Annotated in this window: 15 protein-coding genes; 12 read left to right on the forward strand and 3 right to left on the reverse strand. The window is 42.8% G+C overall.

Going from position 1 to position 19,610, the window contains the following annotated elements; translation table 11 throughout:
• Positions 1-14: 14 nt before the first annotated feature.
• From dnaN to AAEU28_RS19040, 7 genes are all read left to right on the forward strand, one after another.
• Positions 15-1,118 carry a DNA polymerase III subunit beta gene (gene dnaN / locus AAEU28_RS19010; protein ID WP_421965505.1) on the forward strand — a complete coding sequence of 368 codons (1,104 nt, stop codon included), beginning with the start codon at positions 15-17 and terminating at the stop codon, positions 1,116-1,118.
• Between the two features lie 3 nt (positions 1,119-1,121).
• The gene (recF, locus tag AAEU28_RS19015; protein WP_421965506.1) at positions 1,122-2,207 is read left to right on the forward strand and encodes a DNA replication/repair protein RecF; all 1,086 of its coding nucleotides are present in this window, start codon (positions 1,122-1,124) and stop codon (positions 2,205-2,207) included.
• A 15-nt stretch (positions 2,208-2,222) separates the two neighbouring features.
• The gene (gene gyrB, locus AAEU28_RS19020) at positions 2,223-4,646 is read left to right on the forward strand and encodes a DNA topoisomerase (ATP-hydrolyzing) subunit B (protein ID WP_138483175.1); all 2,424 of its coding nucleotides are present in this window, start codon (positions 2,223-2,225) and stop codon (positions 4,644-4,646) included.
• 179 nt (positions 4,647-4,825) lie between these two features.
• Positions 4,826-5,725 carry a glycine--tRNA ligase subunit alpha gene (gene glyQ, locus AAEU28_RS19025; protein WP_404392437.1) on the forward strand — a complete coding sequence of 300 codons (900 nt, stop codon included), beginning with the start codon at positions 4,826-4,828 and terminating at the stop codon, positions 5,723-5,725.
• Between the two features lie 2 nt (positions 5,726-5,727).
• On the forward strand, positions 5,728-7,797 hold the full coding sequence (glyS, locus tag AAEU28_RS19030; protein ID WP_421965507.1) for a glycine--tRNA ligase subunit beta: 2,070 nt from the start codon (positions 5,728-5,730) through the stop codon (positions 7,795-7,797).
• Positions 7,798-7,981: 184 nt separating this feature from the next.
• Positions 7,982-8,422, forward strand: coding sequence for a hypothetical protein (locus AAEU28_RS19035; RefSeq protein ID WP_421965508.1), 441 nt, complete (start codon positions 7,982-7,984; stop codon positions 8,420-8,422).
• 2 nt (positions 8,423-8,424) lie between these two features.
• Positions 8,425-8,847, forward strand: a complete 423-nt coding sequence (locus tag AAEU28_RS19040) for a hypothetical protein (protein WP_421965509.1) — start codon at positions 8,425-8,427, stop codon at positions 8,845-8,847.
• A gap of 7 nt (positions 8,848-8,854) precedes the next feature.
• On the opposite strand, the gene tusA is transcribed toward AAEU28_RS19040, so the two are convergent.
• The 3 genes from tusA to fadB form a co-directional block, all read right to left on the reverse strand.
• Complete coding sequence (tusA, locus tag AAEU28_RS19045; protein WP_421965510.1) at positions 8,855-9,094, reverse strand: sulfurtransferase TusA; 240 nt, start codon at positions 9,092-9,094, stop codon at positions 8,855-8,857.
• A gap of 262 nt (positions 9,095-9,356) precedes the next feature.
• Positions 9,357-10,523, reverse strand: coding sequence for an acetyl-CoA C-acyltransferase FadA (gene fadA / locus AAEU28_RS19050; RefSeq protein WP_421965528.1), 1,167 nt, complete (start codon positions 10,521-10,523; stop codon positions 9,357-9,359).
• 7 nt (positions 10,524-10,530) lie between these two features.
• Positions 10,531-12,693, reverse strand: coding sequence for a fatty acid oxidation complex subunit alpha FadB (gene fadB / locus AAEU28_RS19055; protein WP_421965511.1), 2,163 nt, complete (start codon positions 12,691-12,693; stop codon positions 10,531-10,533).
• A 364-nt stretch (positions 12,694-13,057) separates the two neighbouring features.
• Between fadB and AAEU28_RS19060 the strand changes: the two genes are divergently transcribed.
• From AAEU28_RS19060 to AAEU28_RS19080, 5 genes are all read left to right on the forward strand, one after another.
• Positions 13,058-14,944, forward strand: a complete 1,887-nt coding sequence (locus AAEU28_RS19060; RefSeq protein ID WP_421965512.1) for a transglycosylase SLT domain-containing protein — start codon at positions 13,058-13,060, stop codon at positions 14,942-14,944.
• 91 nt (positions 14,945-15,035) lie between these two features.
• On the forward strand, positions 15,036-16,358 hold the full coding sequence (pepQ, locus tag AAEU28_RS19065; protein WP_421965513.1) for a Xaa-Pro dipeptidase: 1,323 nt from the start codon (positions 15,036-15,038) through the stop codon (positions 16,356-16,358).
• A gap of 307 nt (positions 16,359-16,665) precedes the next feature.
• Positions 16,666-17,280 carry a YigZ family protein gene (locus tag AAEU28_RS19070; RefSeq protein WP_421965514.1) on the forward strand — a complete coding sequence of 205 codons (615 nt, stop codon included), beginning with the start codon at positions 16,666-16,668 and terminating at the stop codon, positions 17,278-17,280.
• A gap of 52 nt (positions 17,281-17,332) precedes the next feature.
• A complete protein-coding gene (locus AAEU28_RS19075; protein ID WP_421965515.1) occupies positions 17,333-18,784 on the forward strand; it encodes a TrkH family potassium uptake protein in 1,452 nt (483 codons plus the stop codon).
• 127 nt (positions 18,785-18,911) lie between these two features.
• Positions 18,912-19,601 carry a flagellar brake domain-containing protein gene (locus AAEU28_RS19080; RefSeq protein WP_421965516.1) on the forward strand — a complete coding sequence of 230 codons (690 nt, stop codon included), beginning with the start codon at positions 18,912-18,914 and terminating at the stop codon, positions 19,599-19,601.
• Positions 19,602-19,610 lie beyond the last annotated feature (9 nt).

The following is a 19,610-nucleotide window of genomic DNA, read 5'->3' on the forward strand; positions in this document are numbered from 1 at the left end:
GGGCTTAATTTATTATGCAAATTACAATTTCAAGAGAGCAATTTTTAAAGCCGTTAATGCAGGTTTCTGGTGCCATTGAGCGTAAGCACACTTTGCCAATTCTTTCTAATGTATTGTTAGAAATAAAAGAAGGCGTGTTAGCAATGACGGGTACTGATTTAGAGATTGAATTGGTTGCGAGTTCGCACCTTGAAAATCCAGCAGAAGACGCCAAACTGACTTTGCCGGCTAAGAAGCTTCTCGATATCTGTAAAAGCTTACCCGATGGGTCAGAACTTACTTTTGCCATGCAAGAGCATCAAGTTTTATTAACCAGTGGTAAAAGTCGTTTTTCTTTAACGACATTAGCGGCAGAAGATTTTCCGAATCTTGAACAGTGGGATGGCGAAGTTGAATTCAAGACGACCCGTTTAGAGTTAAGACGTTTACTTGAAAGTACGCATTTCTCAATGGCAAACCAAGATGTGCGTTATTATCTAAATGGCATGTCATTTGAAGTTGATAATAATGAGATTAAAACAGTTGCTACTGACGGTCACCGATTAGCAATCGCTTCTCAGCCATTATCTGAATCTTTAAATACGCAGCGTCAGTTAATTATTCCTCGTAAGGGTGTACAAGAAATTATGCGCCTTTTACCAGCTGACGATGAGTTAATTACCATTCAGTTTGGTGCGAATCATGTACGTCTAATTGATGGTGAGTTTACGTTTACTAGTAAATTAGTTGATGGTCGTTTTCCTGATTATCGTCGTGTTTTACCACGTGGTGGCGATAAATTAGTGACTGCAAATCGTGAATGGTTACGTAGTGCATTTCAACGTGTTTCAATTTTATCGAATGAAAAGTTCCGTGGTGTTCGCCTTAATTTATCAAGTGGCTTATTGAAGATCACAGCAAACAACCCTGAACAAGAACAAGCCGAAGAAGTGGTTGAAGTGGGTTATCAAGGCGATGATTTAGAAATTGGCTTTAATGTTTCTTATGTTTTAGACGTACTTAATACTCTAAAAACTGAAGATGTTCAGTTCACTTTATCTGACTCAAACTCAAGTGCATTAATTGAGGGCGTAAGCCAAGATGATGCAGTGTATGTTGTGATGCCAATGCGTCTATAGTTTATGAGCTTGAATCATATTAGCCTCAATCATTTTCGAAATATTGAGGCTTTATCTTTTCAGCCAAGCGCAGACATTAATATCATCTATGGTGCGAATGGCTGTGGAAAAACCAGCCTTCTCGAAGCCATCTATTTTCTTTCTCACGGTAAATCTTTTCGTACCAACAAGCAAAAACTTCTTATTCATTACGAGCAAGACGCCTGTATTGTTCATGCTAAAAAACAACATCTTAACTTGTCTATACCTGTAGGTATTAGTAAAAATAAGCAGGGTGAAACACAGCTTAAAATACAAGGGCAAGCCAGTAGAAAAATCTCGGAGTTGGCGCAACTTTTACCAGTGCAAGTTATTACACCTGAAAGCTATGAATTGTTTTTTGGTGGCCCTAAAGAGCGCAGAAAATTTTTAGATTTAGGTGTGTTCCACGTGGAACAATCTTTTTTTAATGCCTGGCGTCAGTTCAATAAAATTTTGAAACAACGCAATGCACTCCTTAAGTCTCGTCCACATAATTACGCCGAGCAAATCAAATTCTGGGACGTTGAATTCGTTAAGGTGGCTGATCAAATAAATATCGCAAGAAAAGCCTATATAGAGAGGTTTAATGCGTATTTTTTTGATAAAATAGTGGGTCAAATACCTATATTTTCTGGCCTAGAATTACGTTATGATGCTGGTTGGAAAGAGGACTTAGCAAGCACGTTAAAAGCGAACTTTGAGCGTGATGTTAAGCTTGGCTATACAAGTAAAGGGCCACATAAAGCTGATTTTAGCTTTTATATAAATGGTCATAGTATAGAAAATATTTTTTCTCGGGGTCAGTTAAAACTGTTGTTGTATGCGTTAAAGATTACGCAAAACACCTTGATTGAGACCGAAACAAAAAAGCAGTCAATATTGCTAATCGATGATTTACCCTCAGAGCTAGGGGAAGAAACGATGACTAGTGTGGCTGAATTATTAAAATTATGTCAGTCACAGCTATTTATTACGGCTATTACTGCTGAAAGTATTTCTGCTGTTGTGGAACCAATACAAAGAGAAAAGAAAATGTTCCACGTGAAACATGGCAGTTTAACAACATAAAATTGGAAGAAACCCATGTCTGAAAATTACGATTCGTCCAGTATTAAAGTACTGAAAGGATTGGATGCGGTAAGAAAGCGTCCGGGAATGTATATAGGGGATACAGATGATGGCACTGGTCTTCATCATATGGTATTCGAAGTAGTAGATAACTCAATTGATGAAGCATTAGCTGGTTATTGTGATGATATCTTCGTAACTATTCATACTGACGGTTCTGTATCAGTTCGAGATAATGGACGTGGTATTCCTACTTCTATTCACCCTGAAGAAGGGGTGTCAGCTGCCGAAGTTATCATGACGGTGCTTCATGCCGGTGGTAAATTCGATGATAACTCATATAAAGTATCAGGTGGTCTTCACGGTGTAGGTGTTTCAGTAGTAAACGCGCTATCTGAAAAGTTACAACTTACAATCCGTCGTGAAGGTAAACTTCACCAGCAAAAATATACGATGGGTGTACCAGATGCACCGCTAGCGGAGATTGGTGAATCTGAAACTACGGGTACTGAGTTACGCTTCTGGCCAAGTGCTGAAACTTTTTCTGATACAAATTTCCACTACGATATTCTTGCAAAACGTCTTCGTGAACTTTCATTCCTTAACTCGGGTGTGAGTATTATCCTGACTGATGAGCGTGAAGAGAATAAGCAAGACCACTTCAAATATGAAGGTGGTATTCAAGCTTTCGTTGAATATCTAAACCGTAAGAAAACACCTGTACATCAGAATGTATTCAACTTCACTTCAGAGCGTGAAGATGGCATTAGTGTTGAAGTATCAATGCAGTGGAATGATGGCTTCCAAGAAAACATTTACTGTTTCACGAACAATATTCCTCAGCGTGACGGTGGTACTCACTTAGCGGGTTTCCGTGCTGCACTGACTCGTACACTGAATAACTACATGGAAAAAGAAGGCTTTAACAAGAAAGCGAAAACAGCAAGCAACGCGACAGGTGATGATGCGCGTGAAGGTTTAACCGCTGTTGTAAGTGTTAAAGTGCCTGATCCAAAGTTCTCTTCACAGACCAAAGATAAACTTGTATCAAGTGAAGTTAAATCTGCTGTAGAACAAGCGATGGCTGAAAAGCTAACTGAATACTTACTAGAAAACCCGGGTGATGCTAAAACGGTAGTAAGCAAAATTATTGATGCAGCGCGAGCTCGTGAAGCGGCACGTAAAGCGCGTGAAATGACTCGCCGTAAAGGCGCAATGGATTTAGCGGGCTTACCAGGTAAGCTAGCTGATTGCCAAGAAAAAGACCCAGCACTTTCTGAACTATATATAGTGGAGGGTGACTCGGCGGGTGGTTCTGCAAAGCAAGGTCGTAACCGTAAGAACCAAGCAATCCTGCCACTGAAAGGTAAAATTCTGAACGTTGAGAAAGCACGCTTTGATAAGATGCTATCTTCTCAAGAAGTTGCAACGCTTATTACTGCACTTGGTTGCGGTATTGGCCGTGACGAATACAACCCAGAAAAGCTACGTTATCACCGTATCATCATCATGACCGATGCTGATGTCGATGGTTCGCACATTCGTACGTTACTATTGACCTTCTTTTACCGTCAAATGCCAGAAATCATTGAGCGTGGTTATGTGTATATTGCTCAGCCGCCACTTTATAAAGTGAAGAAAGGTAAACAAGAGCAGTACATCAAAGATGAAAATGCGCTTACTGGTTACTTGTTAGAGTTAGCACTAAATGGTGCAGCGTTATATCCTGCTGAAGGTGCTGCTGCAATTGAAGGCAATGCGCTAGCAAATATCGTTTATGATTATCAGAAAACGGTAGAAGTGTTAGAGCGATTAAATCGTAAATACCCTGCATCAGTAACGAATCGTTTAATTTATCAGCCTGAGATCACAGAAGCTGATCTATCTGATAAAGATAAAGTAACTAGCTGGACTGAACGTTTAGTCGCTGACCTTGTAGAAAAAGATGAAGATGCAACTATCTTTAATGCTGAAGTAGCGTACGACGAAGAGCGTCATATGTACTACCCAGTGGTTAAGATCCGTCAGCACGGTGTTGATAAAGCTTATACACTAGACTATAACTTCATTACGTCTAAAGATTATGTACGTATCGCAAACACAGGTAAGCAAATGGCGAACTTGATGGAAGAGAGTGGTTACGTACAACGTGGTGAGAAGACGCATCCAGTTACTGACTTTGTATCAGGTCTTGATTGGTTGGTGAGTGAATCTAAGCGTGGCTTGTATACACAACGCTATAAAGGATTGGGTGAAATGAACCCAGATCAGCTTTGGGAAACAACGATGGATCCAGGCGCACGTCGCATGCTTCAGGTAACCATTGAAGATGCCATTGCAGCTGACCAATTGTTTGCGACACTAATGGGTGATCAAGTTGAACCTCGTCGTGAGTTCATCGAAAGCAATGCATTACGTGTTGTGAACTTAGACGTTTAATCGAGTTCTGAAATAATATTTAAAAAGGCGGGTTTTCCCGCCTTTTTTTATGTTTGATGCTTAAAACCCTGCACAGCACGCGGTATACTGAGCATAATTTTCAATCACAAAACCCTGCGTGATTAGCCATTTGATGTGAGCTAGTAAAGCGCAATGAGCCAAATTAAATTAAGCCAACTATGCAAAAATACGATTTAAAAACCTTTCAAGGCTTGATCCTGGCACTACAGGATTACTGGGCACAGCAAGGCTGTGTGATCGCTCAGCCACTTGATATGGAAGTAGGCGCGGGTACATTCCACCCACTGACATTCTTAAAATCAATTGGCCCAGAGCCAATGTCGAGTGCTTATGTGCAACCGTGTCGTCGCCCAACAGATGGCCGCTACGGTGAGAACCCAAACCGTCTTCAACATTACTACCAATTCCAAGTTGTGTTAAAGCCATCTCCAGATAATATTCAAGAGTTGTACTTAGGCTCTCTAGCTGCGATGGGCATCGATACGTTAACGCATGAAGTTCGTTTCGTAGAAGACAACTGGGAATCACCAACACTAGGTGCTTGGGGTCTTGGCTGGGAAGTGTGGTTAAATGGTATGGAGGTGACTCAGTTCACCTACTTCCAACAGGTGGGCGGCTTAGAATGCGCACCGGTAACTGGCGAAATCACTTATGGTCTTGAACGACTAGCAATGTATATACAAGGCGTAGACAGCATCTATGATCTAGTATGGGCTGATGGTCCAATGGGTCGAGTGACATACGGTGATGTATTCCATCAAAACGAAGTAGAACAGTCGACGTATAATTTTGAGCATGCAAATGTAGATGTATTATTTGCACAGTTTGATCAGTGTGAAAAAGAAAGTGAAAAACTGATCGAAGCAGGTTTACCGCTGCCAGCATACGAGCAGGTAATGAAAGCATCTCATGCCTTCAATTTATTAGATGCCCGTCATGCTATCTCAGTAACAGAGCGTCAACGTTATATCCTTCGTGTACGCGCATTATCTAAAGCATGTGCGCAGGCATATTATGAAGCGCGTGAAGCGCTTGGTTTCCCGCTTTGTAAGGACTGATCATGACAACTGAAAATTTATTAGTAGAAATTGGTACTGAAGAGTTACCACCAAAATCACTGCGCAAACTAGCAACGGCTTTTGCTGACAACCTAACTGAAGAGTTGAAAGCACTAGAGCTATCTTTCGATAGCATCAATTGGTATGCGTCACCACGTCGATTAGGTGTGCAGGTTGCAGCGCTTGCGACACAGCAACAAGATAAAATTGTAGAAAAACGTGGTCCTGCGACTAAGGCAGCTTTTGATGCTGACGGTAATCCAACTAAAGCGGCCATGGGTTGGGCGCGTGGTTGTGGTATCGAAGTGAGCGAAGCTGAGACGCTAGAAACAGAAAAGGGCGCTTGGTTACTTCACCGTGCGACAGTAAAAGGTCAAGGGGCTACAGAGCTACTTGCTGATGCAATTAATAAAGCACTGGCTAAATTACCTATTCCAAAACCTATGCGTTGGGGTGCAAACAAAACACAGTTTATTCGTCCTGTACATACTGTGGCTGCACTGCTAGGTGGCACACAAGTACAAGGTGAAGTGCTAGGTAAAGCGATCAGTAATGAACTGCAAGGTCACCGTTTCCACCACCCTGCACGTGTAACTGTAAACCACGCTGATGAGGTATTCGAAACGCTTAAGTCAGCTTATGTTGTTGCAGACTATGAAACGCGTAAAGCACAAATTCGTGCACAAATCGAAGAAGCTGCTGCGGCAGTTGACGCGGTTGTGGCAATGGATGAAGACCTACTTGAAGAAGTGACTTCACTCGTTGAGTGGCCGGTTACACTAACAGCGTCATTCGAAGAAGAGTTCTTAGCTGTACCTGACGAAGCGCTTATCTATACTATGAAGGACGACCAGAAGTACTTCCCGCTATTAGACAAAGCAGGCAACTTAATTAATAAGTTCCTATTCGTGTCTAACATCGAAAGTAAAGATCCAAATGTGGTTATCTCTGGTAACGAAAAGGTCGTTCGTCCTCGTCTAGCTGATGCACAATTCTTCTTTGAAACCGATAAAAAGAAAACCCTTGAAAGCCGCCTAGAATCTTTAGGTAGCGTATTGTTCCAAAAGCAGCTTGGTACGTTAAAAGACAAGTCAGAGCGCATTGCGGCATTAGCGGGTTATATCGCTGAGCAAGTAGGTGCAGACAAGGCATTAGCTGAGCGTGCAGGTCTATTAAGTAAAACAGACCTAATGACTGAAATGGTGATGGAGTTCACTGACGTACAAGGTGTAATGGGTATGCATTACGCTCGTATTGACGGCGAAGCAGAAGAAGTTGCGCTAGCACAAAACGAGCAATATATGCCGCGTTTTGCTGGTGATAACTTACCATCAAATCCTATCAGCTATGCTGTTGCCTTGGCAGATAAGTTCGACACGCTAGTGGGTATCTTTGGTATTGGTCAAGCACCAAAAGGTGACAAAGACCCGTTTGCACTTCGTCGCGCAGCCATCGGTGCACTTCGCATCATGGTTGAAAAAGAGCTTAAGTTAGACATCCATGACATCGTTGCTAAGTCTCAGGCATTATTTGCTGACAAGCTAAGCAATGACAATGTGGCTGAAGACGTGTTTGAATTTATGCTAGGTCGTTTCCGCGCTTGGTATCAAGATGAAGGGATCAGTGTTGATGTGATCCAAGCGGTATTGGCGCGTCGTCCATCTTCACCGGCTGACTTCGACCGTCGTGTTAAAGCGGTAAGTCACTTCCGTACATTGGCTGAAGCTGAAAGCTTGGCTGCGGCGAATAAGCGTGTAAACAATATTCTTGCTAAGAATAATGTGACCAGCGATGCTGCTGTAGACAATGCATTATTAGCTGAAGACGCAGAGAAAGTGTTAGCAGCACAAGTTGCTGAGTTAACCAAAGTGCTTGAACCTGTATACGCAGCTGGCGATTATCAAGGTGCATTAACGCAATTGGCAAGCCTACGTGAAGCGGTAGATAACTTCTTCGATAACGTGATGGTAATGGCTGATGATGAAGCGGTTAAAAATAACCGTTTAGCACTACTAAGTCAGTTAAGTCGCTTGTTCTTAAATACAGCGGATATCTCTGTTTTACAGAACTAGTCGAGTTGACCAAAAAACTTAAAAGGCCAACCCTATGAGGTTGGCTTTTTGTCATTTAGTGTTAGAGAGTTATAAATTCTTTTACATAATACTTAGCACTTTTACAGTTATTTAGATTCTAATGAATATCAATTAGAAGAGCTCAGAACAAGCTGAGCAAAATGGCTGAGAGGAATTTAAAAGTATGAAAAAACTATCCGCAGCGTTACTGGCTTTATTACTTTCTGCGTGTTCGAGTCAGGTATATGTTCCAGGCCAAGAAACTATTCAGCCGAATGTAAAACCCCTCGATAGAGACATGTATCTGCGTGGTGACTTCACCTTATGGGATGCAGAGCCTCACTATAAACTGGGTGCACAACAGCCGGGCATTTACACAGTACGCGCAAAGTTTATGACACCAGGCAAGGTGTATGAATTTAAAATTGCCGATGAGTCGTGGAGTAAAGGTTTCAACTGTGGTTATCAGTCGTCAGGCTCACTGCAATTAAATAAACCAATACCAGCGAACTGCGATACTGTATATAACTACTTTAGTTTTGCACCGAGTAAAAAGGGGTGGTACACCATCACCTTTGATTATCGAAACTCGGCATCACCTATGGTCATGGTGAGTAAAGGATAAAAATGAAGCTTTATAGAGGTGTAAGTAAAACTATTGATGAATTAAACAATGGCAGGCTAGTTCCAAAATCAGATGTAATCAATGCTGTACCATGTGCAGGAGAGGATGCTGTGCAAGCTGGAGCTGGATTTGAATGTGGAGAAGGAGATTTAAATTCTTGTATATTCCACCAATATGATTCTTCTAATTATAAGTTTGCTTGGGTTTCTACCAGTAAGAGCTTTGAAATAGCAAAATCATTTGCAAAGCATGGAGGAAATATAGGGTATGTTTATACTTTAGATACCACTTTATTCGAAGATAGTGGTGTCATTGCAAAAGATTTAAATTTTAAATTTTTTCCTATTGAACAAGAAATATCTATACGAGAAAAAAATGGAAATGCAATTCCTTCTTCAGTCATAATTGATAAGGTTGAGGTTTAAAAAGGGCTTATTTGCCCTTTTTTACTAAGTAACGGAAAGGCGCTTGTTCAACTTCTTTGGCAACCAATGTATGGTCCATAAATTCACAGAAGCTTGGAATGTCTCGGGTAGTTGATGGGTCATCGGCGATAATTAATAACGTTTCACCATTAGACATTTTTCTCACCGCACCACGTACCATCATCACAGGCTCAGGACAACGAAGACCGATTGCATCTAATGTATGATCGGGATTAGAAAATGGCATGGTGACTCTCTTAAACAAGCTAAAAATAGGGCGAATATTTTACCCACTGCGCGATGACAAATAAACCATTGCAAGCGACTAATTTGAGCTTCACACGCTAAACGAAAAAAGGCAAAGCGTTTTCACACTTTGCCTTTGTACCAGCATTCATGACTGAAATACTGGTTCACCAAGTTGAGTTTTGCGTTTTGAATAATTTCTCGACAAGAGAAATGAGCGCAAGCGCTTTAACAGCTCACTCAGCAAGTGAGCTGTTTTGGGCTTATTCTACGCGCTCAAACACCGTTGCGATGCCTTGGCCTAAACCAATGCACATGGTGGCTAAACCATATTTTGCACCTTTGTCTTCCATCAAGTGGATAAGTGACGTACTGATACGTGAACCCGAACAACCCAGTGGGTGACCTAGGGCAATCGCACCACCATTTAGATTCACTTTCTCGTCAGCCACTTCAAGTAGACCAAGATCTTTCAATACAGGTAGAGACTGAGCAGCAAATGCTTCGTTAAGCTCAGCTACATCAATATCATCAATAGTAATACCTGCTTGCTTCAGAGCTTTCTTACTTGCCGGAACTGGACCGTAACCCATGATTGATGGATCGCAACCTGCAACCGCCATTGACTTAACACGGGCACGAATAGGTAAGCCTAGTACTTTGGCTTTCTCTTCACTCATTACGAGCATCACAGATGCACCATCTGACAGTGCCGATGAAGTACCCGCAGTCACCGTGCCTGAAGCAGGGTTAAACACAGGGCGAAGTTGCGATAAGCCTTCAAGTGTTGTTTCTGGGCGAATTACTTCGTCGTTTTCTACTAATACTGGCACGCCATCATCATCGTGACCTTCAGTTGGTAAAATCTCACGAGCGAAACGACCCTCAACAGTCGCAGCATGTGCTCGTTGGTGTGAACGTACCGCGAATGCATCTTGTTGCTCACGGCTGATACCATGAATCGTTGCAAGGTACTCAGCGGTTAAACCCATTGAACCAGCTGCTTGTGCTACTGACGTTGATAAGCCTGGGTGGAAATCAACACCATGTGTCATAGGTACGTGACCCATGTGCTCAACACCACCGATAAGGTAAGTGTCACCAGCACCAGTCATAATTGCGCGCGCTGCATCATGCAGTGCTTGCATTGATGAGCCACATAAACGGTTAACGGTAACCGCTGGCACTGTGTGAGGAATACCAGCAAGCAGTGCCGCATTTCGCGCCACGTTAAAGCCTTGCTCAAGGGTTTGTTGAACACAACCCCAATAAATATCGTCGATGCTTGCAGGATCAACTTGTGGGTTACGCTCAAGAATACCTTTCATTAGATGTGCACTTAAGTCTTCTGCGCGACGGTGTTTGAACACACCGTTTTTAGAGCGGCCCATTGGCGTACGAAGACAATCAACGATTACTGCATTTTGCATAGTCATGTTATTGGCCCTCCACGGCATAGAATACTTTACCTTCAGTCGCCCATTGACGCGTCTGTTCTGATACTTGGTAAATTTCACCTAGATGTGCGTACTTGTCAGCCATAGCAACAAAGTTAGCTAGGCCAATTTGATCTAGGTAACGGAATGCACCGCCTCTGAATGGAGGGAAACCAATACCATAGATAAGCGCCATATCTGCTTCTTGTGGAGAAGCGACAATGCCTTCTTGTAAGCAAAGTAGGACTTCGTTGATCATTGGCACCATACAACGCTCAATGATAGTTTGTTTATCAAACTCAGTTGCCGCATCACAAATGCTGCTTAGCAATGCAACTGCGTCAGCGTCTTTGCTCTTCTTAAGGCGACCGCGACGATCTGGTGCATATTGGTAGAAACCTTTTTGGTTCTTCTGACCAAAACGCTCAGCATTTGCAAGAACCGCAACCGGATCTTTATCTTGGCGAGCCATGCGAGTAGGGAAGCCATCAGCCATCACACCCGTACAATGATTTGCTGTATCGATACCGACAACGTCTAGTAGGTATGCCGGACCCATAGGCCAACCAAATACGTTTTCCATGACTTTATCTACTTTAGTAAAGTCAGCGCCTTCAACAACGAGTTTACTGAAACCTGCAAAGTAAGGGAAAAGTACACGGTTAACAAAGAAACCCGGGCAGTCGTTTACCACGATAGGTGACTTGCCAAGCTTTAATGCGTAATCAACCACGGCTGCAACTGTTTCATCTGAGGTCTTTTCACCACGGATGATCTCAACAAGCGGCATTTTTGGCACTGGGTTGAAGAAGTGCATACCACAGAAGTGCTCTGGTTTTTCTAGTGCTTCAGCCAGTTCATCAATGCGGATTGTTGACGTGTTCGAGGTTAAAATCGTGCCTTCAGGTAATTGCTTTTCAAGACCTGCAAGCACTGTTTTCTTAACTTGTGGGTGCTCAACTACTGCTTCAACCACAATGTCAGAGCCAGCTAAGTCTGCATCATTCAGTGTTGGCTTGATCTTACCTAGCGTGCCAACCATCTTGTCTAGCTTCATGTGACCGCGTTCTACTTTTTTGCCAAGTAGGGTTGCTGCTTCATTCATACCTAGATCAAGGGCCGCTTGGTTGATGTCTTTCATGACAATCGGCGTGCCTTTGTAAGCAGATTGGTAAGCGATACCGCCACCCATGATACCTGCACCCAGTACTGCCGCTTGTTTAATTTCAGTAGAAGATTGTTTAGTTTGTTTCTTCGCAACGCCTTTGATGTATTGGTCTGCTAAGAAAATACCCGTTTGCGCGGCCGCTTCTGCTGTTTTAGCTAGCTTTGCGAAGTTAGCATTTTCAATTGCCATGGCTTCATCGCGTGTTGCATTTGCTGCAGCTTTAATTGTTCTTACCGCCATCACAGGTGCAGGGTAGTGACCTTTGGTTTTACCCATCACTAGGCCTTCAGCCATTGCGAAGCTCATGCCTTGCTCAACGCGGTTTAGTTTAAGTGGGTCAAGTTTTAGCTGACGTTTTGCACGCCAATCAAGTTTACCCGCTACCGCTTGCTCAAGAGTTTTTACTGCCGCTTCAACTAATTTGTCTTTTGCAACCACACCGTCAACTGCACCGACTTTTAATGCGTCTGCTGCACGGTTTTCTTTACCTGTGGTGATCCACGTCATGGCATTATCAGCACCGATAATACGTGGTAAGCGTACCGTACCGCCGAAACCAGGCATGATCCCTAGTTTAACTTCTGGTAGGCCGATTTTTGCGTTTTGACTTGCGATACGGTAATCCGTTGCAAGTAGCCATTCACACCCACCGCCAAGTGCAAGACCATCAATGGCAGATGCAGTTGGGAACGGAAGGTCTTCGATGGCATCGAAAATATCTGTTGCTGACTTGATCCAACCAACTAGTTCTTCTTCTGGGCGTTGGAAAGTCGGTAAGAATTCAAAAATGTCGGCGCCGATGATGAAATGGTCTTTGTCACTGGTGAAAACCATCGCCGCGATATCATCGCGTTGGCTAAGTTCGGCAAATGCTTTGCCACATTCTTGTAGGGTTTGCTGAGATAGTTTGTTTACCGAACCTGGCATACAGAACTTGAACTCAGCGATATTGCCTTTGTAAAAATCAACTACAAAGGACTCGCTCTTGTATAACATGCTTGTTCTCCCGTGTTATTACACTGGTACGATGAGTTGTTAATTTACTCAGTTTGGACCCTTTAAATTAAAATTGCAATGAAAAATTTACCCCAGGTTTACGCCTGCCTTAAAAATTTGCAGTTGAGCTGCTAAGGTGGTTGAGTGACACCATGCTCAAGTCATTTTTATCTTAATGGCGTTTGGTCTTGATAACCGTTGATGTGCAAACTTAGTGTGTGTTTTTTATTGGTGTGTTATGTGTGCGTAGAACCAATGCCCTTGAGTACATTTATTCATCTTAGAGATAGCCAAGCTTAGGCAAGATGAATGCATTAATACTTATCTCATTCATTAATTTAAAATTTAAAGTGTAAAGGTCATTATGAAATCTTGGATCATGACCATTGCCGCTACCAGCCTTGGCGCATTTAGCTGGTTTTCTTCTGCGAGCAATGATCATCAAGCATTTAAAGATGCAGAAAAAGTTGCACGTTCAGGTAACTATAAAGCGTTTAAAGCGGCGATCAACGACTTAGATCACCCGCTTAAACCGTATGCCGAGCTGGCGTTTTATAAACGTTACCCTCGCCTTAAATATCAGCAAGACATTAGTCACTATTTAAGTGTCTACGATAACACGCCGTTAGAGTGGCCGGTGCGCAAGAGCTGGTTAGAGTATTTGCAGCGCCGTGGAAAAAAAGCGCTCTTTGTTGAGTATTACCAGCCCACCAGCAATGCTGAATTACACTGTCGCTATTTACAGTATCAAATTGATTTAGGCGCACCGAAAGCACAGTTGCTTGACCAAGTCGATGCACTTTGGACGGTTGGCAAATCTCAGCCTAAAGCGTGCGATAAGTTGTTTAGAATATGGCGCAAAGACGGGCGACTAACACAAGACTTAGTGTGGCAGCGTATCACTAAAGCGGCACAGGGCGGGCAAGTTGCGCTGTTGTCTTATTTAAAAACGTTGCTCCCTAAAAAAGAAGCTTACTTAGCTGATTTATATAAAGCAGTAAGGCGTGACCCAAGTGCCTCTGCAGGCTTATATCGGTATAAGAAGCGCTCAAGTAAAGAGGCTGAAATCGCGGTTTATGGTGTGAAGCGTCTTATTTGGCGAGATCAAAAGCTTGCGCTAAGAGCATGGGATAAGTTGCAAGGTATGTTTACATTCAGCCAAGCGCAAAAAGATGCAGTAGCGTATCGCTTTGCATTGGCGTTGGCATCAAAAGGGCATGATGATGCGCGCTTTTGGTTAAACAAAGTACCTGACGAGTTGCAAGATACTAAGCTGCGCCAGTGGATGATGGCCAATATGCTGAAAGAGCAAGACTGGGCGGGGATCGTGGCTTTATTTACGGGGATGAAGAACTTAAGTAATGGCCAGCAATACTGGCTTGCTTATAGTTACAATCAGCGTGGAGAGCCTGAAAAAGCACAACAGTTATGGCAGCCTCTGGCATTAAAACGTGATTATTATGGCTTTTTAGCTGCGGCGCGTTTGAATATGCCGGTGTCATTAAATAGTAAAACGCTCGATGTACCTATGCCCATTGTAGATAAAGTATCGCAAGCACCGGGCTTCTTAAGGGCCAAAGCATTATATGAATTAGATCGTTATACCGATGCTCGAAGAGAGTGGAACTATTTAACCAATACCTCAAGCACAGCTGAAAAATTAGCCGCATCGGTACTGGCTGCTGACTTAGATTGGTACGACAGTGCTATTCGTACGTTAGCTCAAATAAAAGCATGGGATTATGTTGATTTACGATTCCCTATGGCCTTTGAGGAATTATTCACGCGTTACAGTAAGCGTAATCATGTTGATGTGGCGTGGAGCATTGCTATTTCACGTAGAGAGAGCTCGTTTGCACCAGACGCCGTGTCTCATGCTAACGCCCATGGCTTAATGCAATTATTACCGAGTACGGCTCGATACGTTAGCAAGCAAAAGGTCTCTAAGCGTCAACTTTATAAACCGGCCACCAATATTCGTTTAGGTACTGATTACTTGGAGTATTTAAAGAAAAAGAATGGTGGCAATGAGATTTTAGCTACAGCTTCTTATAACGCGGGTTATCATCGAATTAAGCGCTGGTTACCCGAGCAAGGCATGCCAGCTGAACTTTGGATAGAGCTCATACCATTTAAAGAAACCCGAAATTATGTGAAAAACGTGATGGCATATCGTCAGGTTTATCACACCAAGTTGGGTCGAGAGGGCAATATATTGGCCCCAATCTTGGATATGAAAATAGAAAAGTAAGCGAAGCAGGCAATCCAGCGTGTTGGCTGGATTGCATTTCTGGCCTTATGCTAGACTGGCAAAATGAAAAACTAAACGAAATGGGTACACCATGGAACAATTAGCACATTTATACGCTGAGCATATTGCAACATTGCAGCAGCGCACCAAAACCATTACTGAGCGAGAGAGCTTAGATGGCTTAGTGATCCACTCTGGACAAGCAAAGCGCCAGTTTTTAGATGACATGTATTATCCGTTTAAGGTGAACCCTCAGTTTAAAGCTTGGTTACCTGTGATCGATAATCCACATTGTTGGATTGTGGTAAACGGCGAAGATAAGCCTAAACTCATTTTTTATCGTCCGGTCGATTTCTGGCATAAAGTGCCTGATGAGCCGAGTGACTTCTGGGCTGAATATTTTGATATCCAGTTATTATTACAGCCTGATCAGGTAGAAAAGTATCTGCCATACGATAAAGAAAAGTTTGCTTACATTGGTGAGTACTTAGAAGTGGCACAGGCATTGGGTTTCACCAATGTAAACCCTGAGCCGGTAATGAACTACTTGCACTTCCATCGTGCTTACAAAACGCAATATGAATTAACTTGTTTACGTGAAGCAAACCGTTTAGCTGTATTAGGTCATAAAGCTGCACGTGATACGTTTTATGCGGGCGGGTCTGAGTTTGCGATTCAACAAGCTTACCTAAACGCCACGCAGCACATGGAAAATGATACGCCATACGGCAACATTGTGGCGCTTAATGAAAACTGTGCAATCTTGCACTACACACATTTTGATCGTAAAGCCCCTGCTAAGCATTTATCTTTCTTAATTGATGCAGGCGCAAACTTTAACGGTTATGCGTCTGATATTACCCGTACGTATGATTTTGAAAGAAAAGGTGAGTTTGCAGAGCTGATTAAAGTTCTGAACGATCACCAAATTGAATTAGGCAAAGGTTTACAGCCGGGCAAACTTTATGGTGACTTACACATAGAGTGCCATAAGCGTATTGCACAAACCTTGGCTGATTTTAAGATTGTTAATCTTGCGGCGGATGACATTGTGGCTAAAGGCATTACTTCAACATTCTTCCCACATGGTTTAGGTCACCATTTAGGTCTGCAAGTGCATGACATGGGTGGCTTCATGGCAGATGAAGCGGGTACGCACCAAGCGCCACCTGAAGGCCATCCTTTCTTACGTTGCACACGCAAGATTGAAGCAAACCAAGTGTTCACTATCGAGCCTGGTTTATACTTCATCGATTCACTACTCGGTGATTTAGCGAAGACGGATAACAACCAATACATTAATTGGGAAAAGGTTGACGCATTCAAGCCATATGGTGGTATTCGTATCGAAGACAACATCATAGTGCATGAAGATCGTCTAGAGAATATGACGCGTGATTTAGACTTAGACTAATTAAGTCGACGCATTGAAACGAAATTCGTTACACTAACGGGAAGCAGTTGCTTCCCGTTTTTTATTAAAGAATCTAATACCAATCCTCTTAATTAAGTGATCTATTTTGAGGCAAGGAAAGTTTGTCGATAACGCCGCTCACGCGTCCTGCTATCGCCGAGGTACCTACATCCATGTAGGCAAGGCGAAAATTTTGCTATTTAGTTATTCTAAATGAGAAATTTTTAACGCGGTTAGCGGCAGCTTTTATCCCTCAAAATGATTAAGTATTATTGAGGATTGGTATAAATACTGGTACCCCAACTTTATGTCAGAATTCTATATTCCGAGCGAATCCATCAGTCATCACGAAGAAATTAAGAAGAGCACTTTTTTAGTGCATATTGCGCATACGCCAACCATTGAGTCTGCGAAAGCCTTTATTCAGAAGATCAACGATGACTACCCAGATGCCAGGCATAATTGTTGGGCACATGTGGCAGGGGAGCCCGGGGGCAGCCATGTTTATGGTTTCTCGGATGATGGCGAACCCAATGGCACTGCGGGCAAACCTATGTTGAATGTGCTTATTGGCTCTGGACTTGGTGAAATAACCGCAGTAACAACCCGTTACTTTGGCGGCATTAAGCTGGGCACGGGCGGTTTAGTGCGTGCTTATGGTGGCACGCTGAACAATGCCCTTGAGGTACTAAAAACCACATTGAAAGTGCCTGCAACTGAGCTGATAGGGCGATCGGATTATGCATTGCAGGGAGTTATTGAGCAGTATCTAAATACCCATTTCACTATTTTGCAGCTGGATAAAAGCTATGACTCAGCGGTGAATTGGCAAGTCAGCATTGATAGTCGACAAGTTGAACAAGCACAGCAAGAAATTTTTGATTTAACCCATGGAGTGGTTGAGTTAGTCTGTAAAGAGTAAGACAATCAAGTAATAACACTCAGTCATTCTTATTTTTGAAGCGTAACGCAGCATGCAATTTCGTACCATAATAAAAATTCTTGGCCAGCTGGTGGCCTTATTTAGTATCACAATGGTGCCGCCTGCACTGGTTTCGCTGATTTATAAAGATGGTGGGGGTGTACCATTTGTACTGGCGTTTGTGTTCAGTATTATTATGGGTATGTTGGCGTATTATCCTAACCGCCATCAAAAAGGAGATTTGAAAGCCCGAGAAGGCTTCTTGATTGTGGTGTTATTTTGGTTGGTACTGGGGTCGTTCGCATCCTTACCGCTTATCTTTTTGCAAACACCGAACCTCTCCTTAGCAGATTCTGTATTTGAAGCGTTTTCAGGCTTAACCACAACCGGTGCAACCGTTTTAACGGGCATTGAAACCTTGCCTAAGTCGGTATTGTTTTACCGTCAGCAATTACAGTGGTTTGGCGGTATGGGGATCATCGTATTAGCGGTTGCGGTCCTGCCTATGCTAGGTGTCGGTGGCATGCAGTTATATCGCGCTGAAACACCGGGGCCAGTTAAAGATTCAAAAATGACACCGCGCATAGCCGATACCGCCAAGCACCTTTGGTATATCTATGTAGCGTTAACGGCGGCCTGTACTTTGGCGTATTGGTTAGCGGGGATGAATTTCTTTGATGCGATTTGTCACGCCTTCTCAACGATTGCGATTGGTGGCTTCTCAACCTATGACGCGTCTATGGGTTACTTCGATAGTCCTTTGATTAACCTCATTTGTGTGGTGTTTTTGATCATCGCTGCTGTGAACTTTTCGCTTCATTATGCAGCAGTGGCTAACCGTAATTTTAGAGTGTATTTTAGAGATCCTGAACTTAAAGTTTTCTTATTCATTCAATTAGCTTTGGTGGTGATTTGCTTTGCTGTTTTATCGTCAAATCAGGTTTATACAAACGGTGATGAAACTCTAGATCAGGCTTTGTTCCAAGCGGTTTCTATCAGTACGACCGCAGGCTTTGCGACAGATAATTTTTCGGCTTGGCCTCTGTTTTTACCTATCTTACTTATCTTCTCAAGCTTTATTGGTGGCTGTGCGGGCTCGACTGGTGGTGGCATGAAGGTGGTACGCGTGTTCTTACTGTATCTTCAAGGTGTGCGAGAGCTAAATCGTTTGGTTCACCCTCGTGCAATTTACTCTATTAAATTAGGCCGCAAAGCGCTGCCAGACAAAGTCGTTGAAGCAGTATGGGGCTTTTTCTCCGCTTATGCTCTAGTGTTCGTGATCATCATGATTGCCTTGTTAGGCACGGGTATGGACAACATCACCGCGTTTTCAGCGACTGCTGCGTGTTTAAATAACTTAGGTCCGGGGCTAGGCGACGTGGCTGCGCATTATGGCGACATTACCGACTCAGCTAAATGGATCTTAACATTAGCCATGGTATTTGGTCGTTTAGAAATATTCACCCTACTGGTGCTATTTACGCCGACATTTTGGCGTGGTTAAGCTAGTCTTAAGGCTTAACGAAAAATTTAGGTCAGCAGATTAAAGTCTTCGGTAGACGGCCGATATAAACAGGAATAACAAAAATAAAAGGGACACTTGTACTGACTGCAAGTTGTAAAGGTCAAAGATGTTAAAGTCGCAAACCAGTGTAGATGTATCTATCATTTCTCAGCTGCCTACAGGGAGTACGGTAGATATTGAAGTGATCATGCCGGCAGGCTCAAAACGCTTAAAAACGGAATTTGTCGGTTATATGTCTGGGCAATATATCATTCTGAATTGTCCATCTGCACAGCGTTTAGGTGCTGCACTTGATTATGTCAAAGAGGGCACATACGTCGTAGTGCGCGCTGTACTCGAACAAGGTGATGGGCAAATCATAGCTTTTAAAAGTATGATTAAAGCCGTTACAACTCACCCAACTAAGCTTATCTTTTTATTTCTTCCCCGTGTCGTACAAAGTTATCAGCTCCGTGAGCAAGTCCGTATTCCGACTTTAATCCCAGCAGTATTTAATACCAGTGACCACTCAGAGGTTGGCGTGATAAAGGATATTTCTTTGTCGGGTCTTCAGTTTGATTTACACAGTGATGATGTTTGTCCTAATACGGATTTAAAAGAGCAAGACTGTGAAATTCTACTTGAGGGTAAACAAAACCAGCAATTTAAACTCAATGGTGAGATTTGCCGAGTGAAACAAAAAGAAGGTCTGGTCATGCTAGGAATAAAATTGAAGAACGATCAGACTTTTATGGAAGCCATCATGAAAGAGTATTTGATCGACTTGTCAGTGTTACAAGCCGATCAAAAAGAATAGCGTCATAGG

It is taken from the genome of Pseudoalteromonas sp. SS15 (genome assembly GCF_049257195.1).
Taxonomy (GTDB): domain Bacteria; phylum Pseudomonadota; class Gammaproteobacteria; order Enterobacterales; family Alteromonadaceae; genus Pseudoalteromonas.